This window comes from Streptomyces sp. NPDC002577, assembly GCF_053594815.1.
This window is the reverse complement of the sequence record NZ_JBSFWK010000003.1, coordinates 270,338-285,806: the sequence shown is the minus strand read 5'-3', so window position 1 is coordinate 285,806 and position 15,469 is coordinate 270,338. Positions and strand designations below refer to the sequence as shown.

Sequence of the window (15,469 nt, the reverse complement as noted above, 5' to 3'; positions counted from 1 at the left end):
TCCGTCGGCACAGTTGCGTCCGGACAGCGAAAGGACAGGCAGATGACAACGGTGTACGAGCAGCGGGTGGTGGCCCCCGCGCCTCCCGAGCCCAAGCGGTCCCCCGCCGGCCCCGTGCTCGCCGTCCTGTGGGCCGGTGCCGCCGCGGTGGTCGCCCTGTGGTGGCAGGACACGGGGTCGGTCGTGGGCACGGCGGGGTGGCTCACCGGAGCCGGGCGGATCGCTGGGCTGCTGTGCGGCTACGCCTGCGCCGTGCTCGTCGGCCTGATGGCCCGCGTCCCGCTCCTCGAGCGGCGGATCGGCTCGGACCGCGTGGCGCGCTGGCACGCGATGGCGGGCCGCTACACGATCTGCCTGCTCGTCGCCCACGTCGTACTGATCCTCTTCGGGTACGCCGCCCAGGACGGCTCGTCGATCGTGCACGAGACACTCACGGTGGTCCTGGACTACCCGGAGATGCTCAAGGGCACCATCGGCACGCTCATCCTGTTCGCGGTCGGCATCACCTCGGCCCGCGCCGTGCGCCGCCGGGTGAGCCACGAGTTCTGGTACTACGTGCACCTGCTCACGTACGCCGCGCTCTTCCTCGCCTTCGGCCACCAGCTCGCCCTGGGGTCCGACTTCGTCGGCGACGGGGCGGCGCAGGCGGCCTGGTACGTGCTGTACCTGGGCGTCGCGGCGCTGGTGCTGTGGTTCCGGATCCTCGCCCCGGTGCGGTTCAACCTGCGCCACCGGCTGCGGGTCGAGTCCGTGCACCGGGAGGCGCCCGGCGTGTACTCCGTCGTCATACGCGGACGGCGGCTGTACGAGATGAGTGCGCAACCGGGGCAGTTCTTCCGTTGGCGGTTCCTCACGGACGGTATGCGCTGGACCTCCACGCCGTACTCCCTGTCGGCGCCGCCCCGCCAGGACCTGCTGCGGATCACGATCAAGGCGCTCGGCGACCACAGCGCCGCCGTCCCCATGCTGCGGCCGGGCACCCGGGTGTGGGCCGAGGGCCCCTACGGATCGCTGACCGCCGACCGGAGCACGTCGTACAAGTCCCTGCTGATCGCGGGTGGTGTCGGCATCACGCCGCTGCGGGCCCTGTTCGAGACGCTGCCCGGGGACGTCACCCTCCTCTACCGGGCGCGCACGGCCGAGGACCTCGCGCTGGGCGGGGAGCTGGAGGCCATTGCGCGGTGGCGAGGGGCGAAGGTGCTGTACGCGCTCAACGGTCCGGATGGGCAGCGCCCCAGCTTCACGGCCGAGTCCCTGCGGGCGGCCGTCCCCGGCATAGCCAGGCACGACGTGTACCTGTGCGGGCCGCACGGGTTCGCCCAGGACCTGTACGGGGCGCTGCGCACCGCCGGGGTCCCGGACCGCCGCATCCACCACGAGTCGTTCGAGCTGTGAGGGCGTAGAAGTGCACACGTTGAAGAAGAACCGTCCGCTGCGCCGCATCGTGCTGGCGAGCGCCGCCACCGTCTCCGGGATGGTGCTGCTGCTGTCGCTGAAGCCGCACACGACGACGGACGTCGCCGTGGCGGCGCCCTCTCCCGCCCCGTCCAGCAGTTCGAGCGCGTCGAGTGGATCGGGGGATTCGAGCGGTTCGGGGGATTCAGGTGGATCGAGCGACTCAAGTGGGTCCAGCGACTCGAGTGGATCGAGCGAGTCGAGTGGGTCCGGCGGGACGGCCACGAAGGGCACGAAGACGGTCACCGGAGACTCGGTCCAGACCCGCTGGGGCCCCGTGCAGGTCCGTGTCACGGTGAAGAACGGCAAGATCACCGACGTCACGGCGGTGACGTACCCCCAGGAGAACCCGAGAGACCAGCAGATCAACAGCTACGCGATCCCCCAGCTGAGGAGCGAGGCGCTCGCCGCGCAGAGCGCCGACATAGACACGGTCTCGGGAGCGACGTACACCAGTGACGGCTACCGCCAGTCACTGCAGTCCGCCCTGGACCAGGCCGGGGACTGAGCCGATGACCGGGCCGTGGCGGCATGCCGAGGAGGTCATGGGCACCGTCTTCTCCTTCGACATCCGCGGTGGCCGGCCGAGCGCCGTCCGGGAAGCGCTGGGCGCGGCGGTGGCCGAACTCCATCGCCTGGACGAGATGTTCAGCACCTACCGCGAGGGCAGCCAGGTGTCCCGGCTGGCTCGCGGCGAACTGACCGTCGCGGACTGCGATCCGGAGGTCGGCGAGGTGCTCGCGCTGTGCGCGGAGGCGGAGCGGCTCAGCGGGGGCTGGTTCAGCGCGACATACGCGGGGTCCGTCGACCCGACGGGCCTGGTGAAGGGGTGGGCGACCGAACGCGCGGCAGGGCGGATCGCCGAGGCCGGGGTGGACGGCGTGAGCGTGAACGGCGGTGGCGACGCCCAGCTGTACGGGGCGCCGGGACCGGACCGGCCATGGCGGATCGGGGTGGCCGACCCGCTGCGGCCCGGCGGTCTGGCGGCGGTCGTCTCGGGCACGGGCCAGGTGGCCGTGGCGTCGTCCGGGACGGCCGAGCGCGGCCGTCACATCGTGGATCCGCACACGGGGCTGCCCGCCGGGACGGACCTCGCGGCCGTCACCGTGGTGGGCCCGAGCCTGACCTGGGCGGACGCCTGGGCGACGGCGGCCTTCGCGATGGGGTCCGAGCGGGCTCTGCCCTGGCTGGAGTCGCTGGACGGCATGGAGGCGCTGCTGCTTCTGGCGGACGGGGCGGTGCGGTACACCGACGGGCTGGGGAAGTACCTGTCGTAAGGCCGGCGCGCACTCCGGGTCTGAAGCGGGCGCGGCTTCGGGGCCCGGCACAGGGGCGCCTGATCACATCGCGAGACGCTGTTGCAGCGACCGCGCGCCCGACGTTTGCATAACTCGGTGCATACTGAACATGTCATGACCACGGACGCCTCCGGCACGGATCGTGCCGCCCGGCGGGCCGTCACCGTCTTCCCCGTACTCGTGCTACTCGCCGGCGCCGTCGGCCTCGCCACGCCCGACGCCTTCGCGGGCTGGAAGACGAACGTGCCGTACCTCCTCGGCGTCGTCATGTTCTGCATGGGCCTGACGATGTCGGTCGCCGACTTCCAGGGTGTCGCGAAGCGGCCGTGGGCGGTGGCGCTCGGCCTGGTGGCGCACTACGTGATCATGCCGGGGCTCGGGTGGCTGATCGCCCACGCACTCGGCCTCTCCCCACAGCTGGCGGCGGGCGTGATCCTGGTCGGCTGCGCCCCGAGCGGCACCGCGTCCAATGTGGTGGCCTATCTCGCCCGCGGCGACGTGGCCCTGTCGGTCTCCGTGGCCACCGTCTCGACCCTGGTCGCCCCGCTGGTCACGCCGCCGCTGACGCTGCTGCTCGCGGGTGAGTACCTGCCGGTGGAGGCGGGCGCCATGGTCACCGACATCCTCAAGACGGTGCTGCTGCCGGTGCTGGGCGGTCTCGTCGTACGGCTGCTGCTCGGCCGGTACGTGAACCGGGTGCTCGGCCTGCTGCCGTGGGTGTCGGCCGCGACGGTCGCGGTGATCGTGGCTGTCGTCGTCGCGGGCAGCGCGGCGGCGATCAAGTCGGCGGCGTTGGTGGTGTTCGCGGCCGTCGTGCTCCACAACGGCCTGGGCCTGGCGCTCGGTTACGGCGCCGGAAAGCTCGCCCGGCTCGGCGTACCCGCCTCGCGCGCGATGGCCTTCGAGGTCGGCATGCAGAACTCGGGCCTCGCCGCATCGCTGGCCACCGCTCACTTCAGCCCGCTGGCCGCGCTGCCTGCCGCGGTGTTCTCCGTGTGGCACAACGTCTCGGGCGCGCTGGTCGCGGCCTGGATGTCCCACCGGACGCGGCGGGCCGAACGGGTGTGACGACGGGGCAGTGGCGCTGAGCCACAACGAGCTGAGCCACAACGACGAGGGGCCGGCGGTCTACGAAGACCGCCGGCCCTTTACGTTCGACAGGAGCCGCTAGTGATGGTTCTGCGCGAGCCGCAGCAGATGGTCCGCCAGCGCCTGACCACCCGTCGGATTACGGCTGATCAGCAGCAGCGTGTCGTCACCCGCGATGGTGCCCAGGATGTCGTGGAGCTCGGCCTGGTCGATGGCCGAGGCCAGGAACTGGGCCGCTCCGGGCGGGGTGCGCAGGACGACGAGGTTGGCCGAGGCCTCCGCGGAGATCAGCAGCTCCGCCGAGAGCCGCCGCATCCGCTCCTCCTTCGCCGACTCCCCGAGCGGCGCCCGCGGGGTGCGGAAACCGCCCTCGCTGGGCACCGCGTAGATGAGGTCGCCGTCGGTGTTGCGGATCTTCACCGCGTTGAGCTCGTCCAGGTCGCGGGAGAGCGTCGCCTGGGTGACGCTCAGCCCGTCGTCGGCGAGGAGCTTCGCCAACTGGCTCTGGGAGCGCACCGGTTGCCGGTTGAGGATGTCCACGATCCGGCGGTGGCGGGCGGTGCGTGTCTGCGGCACGGCAGGCCCGGCCTGGGGCTCGTTGTCCTGCGCCTGACTCATCGTCGTCTCATTCTCCGGATCGTCCGTCCCCGTAAACGTCGTCGAGGACACCGGGCAGCGCCCGCAGGAACGCGTCCACCTCGTCGTCGCGAAGGTTGAGCGGCGGCATGAGCCGTACGACATCGGGGGCGGGCGCGTTCACCAGGAGACCGGCGTCCTGAGCCGCCTGCTGCACCTGCGGCGCGAGCGGCTCGGAGAGCACGATACCCAGCAGCAGGCCCGCACCCCGGACATGTCCGATCAACGGGTGGCCAAGCGACTCGATACCTTCGCGCAGCTTCTCGCTTGCCCGCTTGACGTTCTCGAGCAGGCCATCGGCGGCGATCGTGTCGAGTACGGCGAGTCCGGCGGCGCACGCCACCGGGTTGCCGCCGAACGTCGTGCCGTGGTGGCCCGGCTTCAGCAGCTCGGCGGCCGCACCGAACGCGACGGTCGCACCGAGCGGCAGTCCGCCGCCGAGCCCCTTCGCGAGCGTGACGACGTCGGGCTCGACACCCTCGTGCGCCTGGTACTCGAACCAGTGGCCGGTCCGGCCGACGCCGGTCTGCACCTCGTCGAGGACGAGGAGCGTGCCGGTGGCCCGGGTGATCTCACGGGCCGCCTTCAGATAGCCCACGGGCGGCACGACGACGCCGTTCTCACCCTGGACGGGCTCGATGATCACGAGCGCCGTCTCCTCGGTGACGGCGGCCCGGAGGGCCTCCACATCCCCGTACGGCACATGCGTGACGTCACCGGGCAGCGGCACGAACGGCTCCTGCTTGCCGGGCTGGCCGGTCAGTGCCAGGGCGCCCATGGTCCGGCCGTGGAAGCCGCCCTGCGTGGCGACCATGTGCGTGCGCCCGGTCAGCCGCCCGATCTTGAAGGCGCCCTCGTTGGCCTCGGCCCCGGAGTTGCAGAAGTACACGCGGCCCTCGCGCCCGAAGAGCTGCAGCAGCCGCTCGGCGAGCGCGATGGGCGGCTCCGCCATGAAGAGGTTGGAGACATGGCCGAGGGAGCCGATCTGCCTGCTCACCGCCTCGACGATCGCGGGATGGGCGTGACCCAGCGCGTTCACCGCGATGCCGCCGACGAAGTCCAGGTACTCCTTGCCGTCGGCGTCCCACAGCCTGGCGCCCTCGCCGCGGACGAGGGGCAGCCGGGGCGTGCCGTAGTTGTCCATGAGCGCGGCACCCCAGCGCTGCGTCAGCTGCTGGTTGTTCGTCACTGCTCCCCCTCGGTCGGTACGTCCGGTGCATCCGGCAGGACCATCGTGCCGATGCCTTCGTCGGTGAAGATCTCCAGCAGGATCGAGTGCTGGACCCGGCCGTCGATGACGCGGGCGGTGTGGACGCCGTTGCGGACGGCGTACAGGCAGCCCTCCATCTTCGGCACCATGCCGCTGGACAGGTCCGGCAGCAGTTTCTCCAGCTCGCTCGCGGTGAGCCGGCTGATGACCTCGTCGGAGTTCGGCCAGTCCTCGTACAGGCCTTCGACGTCGGTCAGGACCATGAGCGTCTCGGCGCCCAGCGCCGCAGCGAGAGCCGCAGCCGCCGTATCAGCATTGACGTTGTAGACATGTCCGTCGTCCTGTGAGCGGGCGATCGAAGAGATGACCGGGATGCGGCCGTCGGCCAGCAGCGCCTCGATCGCGCCGGTGTCGATCTCGGTGATCTCACCGACCCGCCCGATGTCGACGAGCTCGCCGTCGATCTCGGGCCGGTGCTTGGTGGCGGTGATGGTGTGGGCGTCCTCGCCGGTCATGCCGACGGCGAAGGGCCCGTGCTGGTTGAGCAGCCCGACCAGCTCGCGCTGCACCTGGCCGGCGAGGACCATGCGTACGACGTCCATGGCCTCGGGCGTGGTGACCCGCAGCCCGGCCTTGAACTCGCTGACGAGGCCGTGCCGGTCGAGCTGGGCGCTGATCTGCGGGCCGCCGCCGTGCACGACGACCGGCTTGAGCCCGGCGTGCCGCAGGAAGACGACGTCCTGGGCGAAGGCGCCCTTCAGCTCCTCGTTCACCATCGCGTTGCCGCCGAACTTGATGACGACGGTCTTGCCGTGGTGCCGGGTCAGCCAGGGCAGCGCTTCGATGAGGATCTGCGCCTTGGGGAGTGCGGTGTGCTTCCGCGTCGGATTGCTCATGAGCTGTACGCGCTGTTCTCGTGGACGTAGTCCGCGGTGAGGTCGTTGGTCCAGATGGTCGCCGTCTCGGCACCGGCGGCGAGGTCGGCGACGATGTGGACCTCCCGGTAGCGCATGTCGACCTTCTCGCGGTCCTCGCCGACACCGCCGTTCTTGCAGACCCATACGCCGTTGATGGCGACGTTCAGCTGGTCCGGCTCGAAGGCGGCCTTGGTCGTGCCGATGGCGGAGAGGACACGGCCCCAGTTGGGGTCCTCGCCGTGGATCGCGCACTTGAGGAGGTTGTTGCGGGCGATGGAGCGGCCCACCTCGACGGCGTCGTCCTCGGTCGCGGCGTTGACCACCTCGACCTTGATGTCCTTGCTGGCGCCCTCGGCGTCGCCGATCAGCTGCCGGCCGAGGTCGTCGCAGACCTTCCGTACGGCCTCGGCGAACTCGGCGTACTCGGGGGTGACGCCGGACGCGCCCGAGGCGAGCAGCAGGACCGTGTCGTTGGTGGACATGCAGCCGTCGGAGTCGACCCGGTCGAAGGTGACCTTCGTGGCGGCGCGCAGGGCCCTGTCGAGGGTCTCGCTGTCGACGTCGGCGTCCGTGGTGAGGACGACGAGCATGGTGGCGAGGCCGGGGGCGAGCATGCCTGCGCCCTTCGCCATGCCGCCGACGGTCCAGCCGTCGCCCTGGTGGACGGACGTCTTGTGGACGCTGTCGGTGGTCTTGATGGCGATGGCGGCCTTCTCACCGCCGTGCTCGGACAGCTGCTGGGCCGCCGTCTCGACACCCGGCAGCAGTTTGTCCATCGGCAGCAGTAGGCCGATGAGTCCGGTCGAGCAGACGGCGACCTCGCCCGCGTTGTGTCCTTCGAGGACCTCGGCGACCTTCTCGGCGGTGGCGTGCGTGTCCTGGAAGCCCTTCGGGCCCGTACAGGCGTTGGCGCCGCCGGAGTTGAGGATGACGGCGGACACCTGTCCGCCCTTCAGTACCTGCTCGGACCACAGGACGGGCGCGGCCTTGACACGGTTGGAGGTGAAGACGCCCGCGGCGGCCAGACGGGGCCCGTTGTTGACCACGAGGGCCAGGTCCGGGTTGCCGTTCTCCTTGATCCCGGCGGCGATGCCCGCCGCGGTGAATCCTTTTGCTGCCGTGACACTCACGGTGCGACTCCGATCGTGGAAAGACCTGTCTCCTCGGCGAATCCGAGGGCGATGTTCATGCTCTGTACGGCACCGCCCGCGGTGCCCTTGGCCAGATTGTCGATGGCGCTGATGGCGATCACACGGCCCGCCGCCTCGTCGTACGCGACCTGCACCTGAACGGCGTTGGAGCCGTACACGGAGGCGGTCGCGGGCCACTGCCCCTCGGGCAGCAGATGGACGAACGGCTCGTCCGCGTAGGCCTTCTCGTACGCGGCCCGGACCGACTCGGCCGTCGTGCCCGGCTTCGCCTTGGCGCTGCACGTGGCGAGGATGCCGCGGGGCATGGGCGCGAGCGTCGGCGTGAAGGAGACCGTGACAGGCTCGCCCGCGACCGCGCTGAAGTTCTGGATCATCTCGGGCGTGTGCCGGTGGCCGCCGCCCACGCCGTACGGCGACATGGAGCCCATGACCTCGGAGCCGAGCAGATGCGGCTTGGCCGCCTTGCCCGCGCCGGAGGTGCCGGAGGCGGCGACGATCACCGCGTCGGGTTCGGCGAGCCCCGCCGCGTACGCCGGGAAGAGCGCGAGCGAGGCGGCCGTGGGGTAGCAACCGGGCACCGCGATGCGCTTGGACCCCTCCAGCGCTGTGCGGGCGCCCGGCAGTTCGGGGAGGCCGTAGGGCCAGGTCCCGGCGTGCGCGGAGCCGTAGAACTTCTCCCAGTCGGCCGCGTTCTTCAGGCGGAAGTCGGCTCCCATGTCCACGACGAGGACATCGGGGCCGAGCTGCTCGGCGACGGCGGCGGACTGGCCGTGCGGCAGGGCGAGGAAGACGACGTCATGGCCTGCGAGGACCTCGGCGGTCGTCGGCTCCAGGACGCGGTCGGCGAGCGGGAGCAGGTGCGGCTGCAGCGCGCCGAGGCGCTGACCTGCATTGGAGTTGCCGGTCAGGGCGCCGATCTCGACTTCGGGGTGCACGAGGAGCAGACGCAGGAGTTCCCCGCCTGCGTATCCGCTCGCTCCTGCCACTGCTGCGCGTACCGCCATGGAACCCTCCTCCTGGATGGCATGACTATACGTCTCGCTGCAGTTTTATGCAATCAATGCAGGGCGCTCCCCCGGTCCCCGGACCGGTCTGGGCCGGATACGGGTCCGCCCCGGCTGGCGGGAGCCGGCCGGGGCGGAGGGGTCATGGACGGAGGACCGTCATCAGGCGAGGGACGCGAGCGTCTCGTTCCAGGTGGCGGACGGGCGCATGACCTCGGCGGCCTTGGCCGGGTCGGGCTGGTAGTAGCCGCCGATGTCGGCCGGCTTGCCCTGGACGGCGATCAGCTCGTCGACGATCGTCTGCTCCTGCGCGGTCAGCGTCTCGGCGAGCGGGGCGAAGGCCTTGGCCAGGTCCGCGTCGTCGGTCTGCTTGGCCAGCTCCTGCGCCCAGTACAGGGACAGGTAGAAGTGGCTGCCGCGGTTGTCGATGCCGCCGACGCGACGGGTCGGGGACTTGTCCTCGTTGAGGAAGGTCGCCGTGGCGCGGTCGAGGGTGTCGGCGAGGACCTTGGCGCGGGTGTTGCCGGTGGCCGTCGCGTACTGCTCCAGGGAAGGAACCAGCGCGAAGAACTCGCCCAGCGAGTCCCAGCGCAGGTAGTCCTCCTTGACCAGCTGCTGGACGTGCTTCGGCGCGGAGCCGCCGGCGCCCGTCTCGAACAGGCCGCCGCCCGCCATCAGCGGGACGACCGACAGCATCTTGGCGCTGGTGCCCAGCTCCAGGATGGGGAAGAGGTCGGTCAGGTAGTCACGCAGCACGTTGCCGGTGACGGAGATCGTGTTCTCGCCGCGGCGGATGCGCTCCACCGACAGCTTGGTCGCCTCGACCGGGGAGAGGATCTTGATGTCCAGGCCCTCGGTGTCGTGCTCCGGCAGGTACGCGTTGACCTTGGCGATCAGGTTGGCGTCGTGGGCGCGGGTCTCGTCCAGCCAGAACACGGCCGGGTCGCCGGTGGCGCGGGCGCGGGTGACGGCCAGCTTCACCCAGTCCTTGATCGGGGCGTCCTTGGTCTGGCAGGCGCGGAAGATGTCGCCGGCGGAGACGGTCTGCTCGATCACCACGTTGCCGGCCTGGTCGACGAGGCGGACCGTGCCGGTGACCGGGATCTCGAAGGTCTTGTCGTGGGAGCCGTACTCCTCGGCCTTCTGCGCCATCAGACCGACGTTCGGGACCGAGCCCATCGTCGCAGGGTCGTAGGCGCCGTTGGCGCGGCAGTCGTCGATCGCGACCTGGTAGACGCCGGCGTAGGAGGAGTCCGGGAGCACCGCGAGGGTGTCGGCCTCCCGGCCGTCCGGGCCCCACATGTGGCCGGAGGTGCGGATCATGGCCGGCATGGAGGCGTCGACGATCACGTCGGACGGCACGTGCAGGTTGGTGATGCCCTTGTCGGAGTCGACCATCGCCAGGGCCGGGCCCTCGGCGAGCTCGGCGTCGAAGGAGGCCTTGATCTCGGCGCCCTCGGGCAGGGCCTCCAGGCCCTTGAAGATGCCGCCGAGGCCGTCGTTCGGGGTCAGGCCGGCCGCGGCGAACACCTCGCCGTACTTGGCGAAGGTCTTCGGGAAGAACGCACGCACGACGTGACCGAAGATGATCGGGTCGGAGACCTTCATCATGGTGGCCTTGAGGTGCACGGAGAAGAGGACGCCCTCCTCCTTGGCGCGGGCGACCTGCGCGGCGAGGAACTCGCGCAGCGCGGCCACACGCATGACGGACGCGTCCACGACCTCGCCCTCGAGCACCGGTACGGACTCGCGCAGGACGGTGGTGGAGCCGTCGTCGCCCTTGAGCTCGATCCGGAGCGAGCCGGCCTCGGAGATCACAGCGGACTTCTCGGTGGAACGGAAGTCGTCCACGCCCATCGTCGCGACGTTCGTCCTGGACTCCGCGGTCCAGGCGCCCATGCGGTGCGGGTGGGTCTTGGCGTAGTTCTTGACCGAGGCGGGGGCGCGGCGGTCGGAGTTGCCCTCACGCAGGACCGGGTTCACGGCGGAACCCTTGATCTTGTCGTAGCGGGCGCGGATCTCGCGCTCCTCGTCGGTCTTCGGGTCGTCCGGGTACTCCGGCAGCGCGTAGCCCTGGCCCTGCAGCTCGGCGATCGCGGCCTTGAGCTGCGGGATCGACGCCGAGATGTTCGGCAGCTTGATGATGTTGGCCTCGGGGGTCTTGGCGAGCTCACCGAGCTCCGCGAGGGCGTCCGGGATGCGCTGGCCCTCCTGGAGGTACTCCGGGAAGACGGCGATGATGCGCCCGGCCAGCGAGATGTCACGGGTCTCCACAGTGACACCGGCCTGCGAGGCGTACGCCTGGACCACCGGCAGGAACGAATACGTCGCCAGGGCCGGGGCCTCGTCAGTGTGTGTATAGATGATGGTCGAGTCAGTCACCGGGTGCTCCGCTCCACGTCTGCAACATTGCTCGACATCAAGATATCTCGTGAGCGGTCTCCTGCCGAAAGGGCCCTGCCGGTCCCGTCCCGCGGCGGGACGGGACCGGCGTTCTTTCGGATTTCCGGGGATCAGCCCTCCTTGATCCTCAGGAAGGTGATCGAGTCGGCCGGGAAGGTGTACGTGAACGTGTCGGCGACCCCGTCGAAGGTGGACGTGACGGGGGCGACCGGGGTGGCCGTCTCGGTGTTCACGGAGTCGGGCGCGGCCTGCAGCGTGGTGACGGCGGCCTTGCGGCCCACCTTCGCCCCGCCGAGGTCGATCGAGGTGCGGGCGTCGGCGGACTGCGCGTTGACGACCTTGACGATCAGGTCGCCGGTCTTCTTGTCGCGCGTGACGACCTGGCGGAACGGCTCGGCGGGCTTGTCGTCGGTGAAGCTGCCCCACTCCTGGCCGTCGAGGTAGAGGGTCACCTGGCGGCCGCGCACCTTGACGTGGATGTCATAGGTGCGGCCCGTCTCGATCGACCCGGCCTTGGAGATGAGCGTGGACTTGCCGCCGTCCACGGCCTGCTCGACCGCGGAGGTGGTGTTGTTCCAGCCGCCCAGGTTCCACCAGTAGTAGTTGCCGGTGTCCTTCACGCCGAAGGCGACGAGGAAGCCCTCCTTGCCGGACTTCTTGGTGGCCTTCACGTTCAGGTCGTAGTCGTGCCAGCCCGTGTCCCCGGCCGAGACCATGGTGTTCTCGGCGGCCACGTCGGTCTGCACGTACTGCCCGTCCTGGATGCTCCAGCTGCCGCCGCCCGTGTGGGTCCACTTGGAGGCGTCATCGGAGAAGTCGTCGCTGAGCAGTGTGGTGCCGTCCTCGGCGGTCACCTTCACGTCGTCGTACGCGGCGGTGGTCGCCCACGTCGAGAGGCCGACGGCGCCCGAGATCGGTCCGGTGACGCTCGGCGTGGTGGTGGCGGTGCTGGGCACCACGCGGTCGCCGACGTTGTTCATGAACAGCTTCTGGACCTCGTAGTCGGCCGACCCCCAGGACGCGTGGTTGTTGAACCACACCATGTCCGGGCTCCACTGCAGGTAGTCCTCGTTGGCGAACAGCGGGGCGTACGAGGCGAGCTTGACGACGTCCGCGTTGCGCTCCAGACCGGTCATGTACGCGGCTTCGGCGAGACCGTTCTTGAAGGCGTTGCCCCCGGAGGCGTACTCACCGAGGAAGACCTTGGGGCCGTTCCTGTCGTACGAGTCGTAGCGGTCGTTGTTCTGCAGGAACCACTGGGGGCTGTTGTAGTAGTGCTCGTCGACCATGGCGACGTCCGCGTCGCGGTTGAGCTTCCAGGCGGTGTCGAACGTGGTGCCCGCGTCGTCGGGGCCGGAGTTCGAGATCACCGTGATGTCGGGGTACTTCGCCTCGATGGCGGCGCGGAACTGCTTGAAGCGGGCGAAGAACTCGTCGGGCAGGTTCTCCTCGTTGCCGACCTCGATATGGGTGAGGTGGAAGGGCTTGGGGTGGCCCATCTGCGCGCGCTTCTTGCCCCACTCGCTCGTCACGGGCCCGTTGGCGAACTCGATCAGGTCGAGGGTGTCCTGGATGTGCCGCTTGAGCAGCGCGTCGTCGTCGACGGCCTTGTTCTGGCCGCAGCCGGTGACCAGAGCCGGTACGACGGGCAGCGGCATGGCGCCGATGTCCTCGGCGAGGCGGAAGTACTCGTAGTAGCCGAGGCCGTAACTCTGGTTGTAGCCCCAGAAGTTGGAGTTGGTCGCGCGCTGCTCGACCGGGCCGATGGTGTCCTTCCACTGGTAGGAGCGCTTGCGCTCATAGCCCGACGCCTCGTCGTACCCCTGCATGCTGCCGGTGTTGACCAGGCAGCCGCCGGGGAACCGGACGAAGCCGGGGTGCAGGGCGGCGATCTTCTCGGCGAGGTCCTTGCGCAGGCCGTTGGGCTCGTGCTTGTAGGTGTCGCGCGGGAACAGGGACACCATGTCGAGGCGTACGGTGCCGCTGCCGTGCGCGGTGACGGCGAGGCGGCCGGCGGTGCTGTCGGTGACGGCCGTCAGCGTGCCCGTGTACTTCGCCCAGGTGTCGCCCTTGGCGGTGAGCTCCAGGGAGGGGGCGAGCGTGGTGCCGTCGCTGCTCGCGAGGGACACGGTGAGGGGCGTTCCGTCGGCGCTGTCGGTGCGGGCCCACACGGAGAAGTCGTACTTCTTGCCCTTCTCGACCCTGATACCGGTGTTGTAGCCGGAGTTGACGACGCCGGTGCCGGCGTCCGTGCCGTCGAGGTCGAGGCGGAGGTAGTTGCGGTTCTTCTCGTTCAGACGGCCGTCGTCGTCTACGACCTGCACCGCGCCCGAGCCGGTGGTCTTCCAGGAGGTCAGCGGCGTGTAGGAGCGATTGTCCGCGGTGCTGTACTCGAATGATCGGTTCTGCACGAGTTCGGCGTAGAGCCCGCCGTCGGCGGCCCGGTTGATGTCCTCGAAGAAGACGCCGTACATCGTGTCGTCGATCTTCGCGCCCGAGCCCTTCGGGTCGACGGTGATCGAGTAGTCGGTGGTGTCCGCGGCGGAGGCGTTCATCGGGGCCCGGACTACGGCGGTGGCCGTCAGGAGAGCGGTGGCCGTGAGGCCGAGTCTCCAGCGGTTGCGGGTGCGGTCGGTGGTGTGGGTGCGGCTGCGTGGCATGGATACTCCGCGGCTCGTTGTTCGGAATATCGGACGGCGGTCAATAGCTCGAACGGCAAGATAGGGAGGGGGCGGGGGTGCGTCAATGGGTCGCGCACGCACTTTTGAGGCGAGGGGTGGCTCCAACTCGCCCGTAGCGGGACGTGGTTGACGAGACGTCACGACCACGCGCCGTCCGCACGCACAGGGGCCTGACCTGCCTCGATCCGGCGCGGGTAGGCTCGGAGCCGGGACGGCTGACAGGGAGGCGGCAGGCAATGGACGACTTCTGGCCGGTGCCCGACGTGCTGGCCTTCCTGGCCGGGAGCTGGGACGTGGACCGCACCGTACGGGACCTCGCGAGCGGCGACGAGGGGCACTTCAGCGGTACGACGGTGTTCGGGCCGCTGGACGGCGGCGGCGGCGACGCGGACGCCTGTGGCCTCCTGCACGAGGAGTCCGGCACGTTCGTCTGGCAGGGCACGCCCAGGCCCGCCGAGCGCACGCTCCGTTTCCTGCCCGGCCCGTCGGCCGGAACCGCGCGGGTCCGGTTCTCGGACGGGCGCCCGTTCCACGACCTGGACCTGAGGTCGGGCCGCCACGTCGCCGACCATCCGTGTGCGGCGGACCTCTACCGGGGTGAGTTCACCGCGTACAGCGCCGACATGTGGCACACGGTGTGGCGGGTAAAGGGGCCGGCGAAGGATCTGGTGCTGGTCACGGAGTACACCCGGCGATAGCTCCGCCGCTCAGCTGTGGGCAGTCGTTCCGCTGGGGGCGATGGGGGCACCTCCCATGCCCTTGAGGCAATGGGGGAGGGTGCGCACAGCGGAACCCCTCTGTTTCGGGCACGCCGTACCACCCCCGGCCAGCCCCGAACCAGGGCGCCCTGGGTCAGGCCCCCGCCCGCAACACCCGAGACAACCCCAATGCAGCGGTCCGCACCGCCGGCGCGAGCTGGGCGGGGCGGTACCGGGCCCGCGGCACGGCCACCGACAGCGCCGCGACGGCCACCGCTCCGTCGAAGACCGGGGCGGCGATACAGCTCACCCCAAGGGCGGCCTCCTGCTCCTCGTACGCCAGACCCGACACCTGAGCCTGCTCGATCGCCGTACGCAGTCGGGCCGGGTCCGTGATCGAGTACGGCGTCAGGCTGGGCAGCGGCTCGGCGAGCACCTCCTCGGTGAGCTCGGCGCCGGAGAAGGCCAGCAGGGCCTTGCCCACGCCCGTGCAGGTGAGCGGGAGCCTGCCGCCGATGCGGGAGGGCAGCGGCAGCACGTCGTGCCCGTGGATCCGCTCGACGTAGACGACCTCGCGGCCCTCGCGGACACCGAGGTGCACGGTCTCGCGGGTGGCCTCGAAGAGGTCCTGCAGGAACGGCAGCGCGGCATCGCGCAGATCCTGCCTGCGCGGCACCAGGGAGCCCAGCTCGAAGAGCTTCCCGCCGAGCCGGTAGGTGTCGCCCGTGCGCTCCAGGAGACCGAGCCGTACGAGGTCCGCGGCCAGCCGGAAGGCAGTGGTCTTGGTCAGGCCGGTGCGCTCGGCCAGTTCCGTCAGGCGGTACGTCCCGCCGTCCGGACGGAAGGTTTCGAGGAGGGTGAAGGCCTTGTCCAACATGTTGCCGCCCGAGCTGTTCCGTGTCACGGAACAACTTTGGCGCATGAACG

Annotated in this window: 13 protein-coding genes; 5 read left to right on the top strand and 8 right to left on the bottom strand. The window is 70.2% G+C overall.

Annotated elements, in window-relative coordinates; all coding sequences use genetic code 11:
* The first annotated feature begins 42 nt into the window (after window positions 1-42).
* From ACWD4J_RS06920 to ACWD4J_RS06905, 4 genes are all read left to right on the top strand, one after another.
* Window positions 43-1,395 carry a ferredoxin reductase family protein gene (locus ACWD4J_RS06920; protein WP_451394250.1) on the top strand — a complete coding sequence of 451 codons (1,353 nt, stop codon included), beginning with the start codon at window positions 43-45 and terminating at the stop codon, window positions 1,393-1,395.
* Between the two features lie 10 nt (window positions 1,396-1,405).
* Complete coding sequence (locus ACWD4J_RS06915) at window positions 1,406-1,963, top strand: FMN-binding protein (protein ID WP_451394249.1); 558 nt, start codon at window positions 1,406-1,408, stop codon at window positions 1,961-1,963.
* Between the two features lie 4 nt (window positions 1,964-1,967).
* Complete coding sequence (locus tag ACWD4J_RS06910) at window positions 1,968-2,732, top strand: FAD:protein FMN transferase (protein WP_451394248.1); 765 nt, start codon at window positions 1,968-1,970, stop codon at window positions 2,730-2,732.
* Window positions 2,733-2,867: 135 nt separating this feature from the next.
* Entirely contained in the window at window positions 2,868-3,821 is a 954-nt protein-coding gene (locus ACWD4J_RS06905; protein WP_451394247.1) for a bile acid:sodium symporter family protein, read from the top strand.
* A gap of 99 nt (window positions 3,822-3,920) precedes the next feature.
* Here the strand turns inward: ACWD4J_RS06905 and ACWD4J_RS06900 are convergent, their stop codons facing one another.
* The 7 genes from ACWD4J_RS06900 to ACWD4J_RS06870 all read right to left on the bottom strand — a co-directional run bounded on the left by ACWD4J_RS06900 (window position 3,921) and on the right by ACWD4J_RS06870 (window position 13,823).
* Window positions 3,921-4,460, bottom strand: coding sequence for an arginine repressor (locus ACWD4J_RS06900; protein WP_067281338.1), 540 nt, complete (start codon window positions 4,458-4,460; stop codon window positions 3,921-3,923).
* Window positions 4,461-4,467: 7 nt separating this feature from the next.
* Window positions 4,468-5,667, bottom strand: a complete 1,200-nt coding sequence (locus tag ACWD4J_RS06895; RefSeq protein ID WP_451394246.1) for an acetylornithine transaminase — start codon at window positions 5,665-5,667, stop codon at window positions 4,468-4,470.
* A complete protein-coding gene (argB, locus tag ACWD4J_RS06890) occupies window positions 5,664-6,584 on the bottom strand; it encodes an acetylglutamate kinase (RefSeq protein ID WP_451394245.1) in 921 nt (306 codons plus the stop codon). The genes ACWD4J_RS06895 and argB overlap by 4 nt, the downstream gene beginning before the upstream one ends.
* Entirely contained in the window at window positions 6,581-7,735 is a 1,155-nt protein-coding gene (gene argJ, locus ACWD4J_RS06885) for a bifunctional glutamate N-acetyltransferase/amino-acid acetyltransferase ArgJ (protein WP_451394244.1), read from the bottom strand. Before argJ ends, argB begins: the two co-directional genes overlap by 4 nt.
* Window positions 7,732-8,760 (bottom strand): N-acetyl-gamma-glutamyl-phosphate reductase, encoded by a 1,029-nt coding sequence (gene argC, locus ACWD4J_RS06880; RefSeq protein WP_451394243.1) that lies wholly within the window; start codon window positions 8,758-8,760, stop codon window positions 7,732-7,734. Before argC ends, argJ begins: the two co-directional genes overlap by 4 nt.
* A 162-nt stretch (window positions 8,761-8,922) precedes the next feature.
* On the bottom strand, window positions 8,923-11,142 hold the full coding sequence (locus ACWD4J_RS06875; RefSeq protein ID WP_451394242.1) for an NADP-dependent isocitrate dehydrogenase: 2,220 nt from the start codon (window positions 11,140-11,142) through the stop codon (window positions 8,923-8,925).
* Between the two features lie 131 nt (window positions 11,143-11,273).
* Entirely contained in the window at window positions 11,274-13,823 is a 2,550-nt protein-coding gene (locus ACWD4J_RS06870) for an alpha-L-arabinofuranosidase C-terminal domain-containing protein (RefSeq protein WP_451394241.1), read from the bottom strand.
* Between the two features lie 257 nt (window positions 13,824-14,080).
* On the opposite strand from ACWD4J_RS06870, the gene ACWD4J_RS06865 reads away from it, so the two are divergent.
* A complete protein-coding gene (locus tag ACWD4J_RS06865; RefSeq protein ID WP_451394240.1) occupies window positions 14,081-14,542 on the top strand; it encodes a DUF6314 family protein in 462 nt (153 codons plus the stop codon).
* Between the two features lie 154 nt (window positions 14,543-14,696).
* Here the strand turns inward: ACWD4J_RS06865 and ACWD4J_RS06860 are convergent, their stop codons facing one another.
* Entirely contained in the window at window positions 14,697-15,419 is a 723-nt protein-coding gene (locus tag ACWD4J_RS06860) for an IclR family transcriptional regulator (RefSeq protein ID WP_451394366.1), read from the bottom strand.
* Window positions 15,420-15,469: the final 50 nt, after the last annotated feature.

What these genes read in the sequence shown, in the direction of transcription:
- ACWD4J_RS06920 (WP_451394250.1), top strand. Translation starts at nt 43, where the DNA reads ATGACAACGGTGTACGAGCAGCGGGTGGTGGCCCCCGCGCCTCCCGAG.
- ACWD4J_RS06910 (WP_451394248.1), top strand. Translation starts at nt 1,968, where the DNA reads ATGACCGGGCCGTGGCGGCATGCCGAGGAGGTCATGGGCACCGTCTTC.
- ACWD4J_RS06905 (WP_451394247.1), top strand. Translation starts at nt 2,868, where the DNA reads ATGACCACGGACGCCTCCGGCACGGATCGTGCCGCCCGGCGGGCCGTC.
- ACWD4J_RS06900 (WP_067281338.1), bottom strand. Translation starts at nt 4,460, where the DNA reads ATGAGTCAGGCGCAGGACAACGAGCCCCAGGCCGGGCCTGCCGTGCCG.
- argB (WP_451394245.1), bottom strand. Translation starts at nt 6,584, where the DNA reads ATGAGCAATCCGACGCGGAAGCACACCGCACTCCCCAAGGCGCAGATC.
- argC (WP_451394243.1), bottom strand. Translation starts at nt 8,760, where the DNA reads ATGGCGGTACGCGCAGCAGTGGCAGGAGCGAGCGGATACGCAGGCGGG.
- ACWD4J_RS06870 (WP_451394241.1), bottom strand. Translation starts at nt 13,823, where the DNA reads ATGCCACGCAGCCGCACCCACACCACCGACCGCACCCGCAACCGCTGG.
- ACWD4J_RS06865 (WP_451394240.1), top strand. Translation starts at nt 14,081, where the DNA reads ATGGACGACTTCTGGCCGGTGCCCGACGTGCTGGCCTTCCTGGCCGGG.
- ACWD4J_RS06860 (WP_451394366.1), bottom strand. Translation starts at nt 15,419, where the DNA reads ATGTTGGACAAGGCCTTCACCCTCCTCGAAACCTTCCGTCCGGACGGC.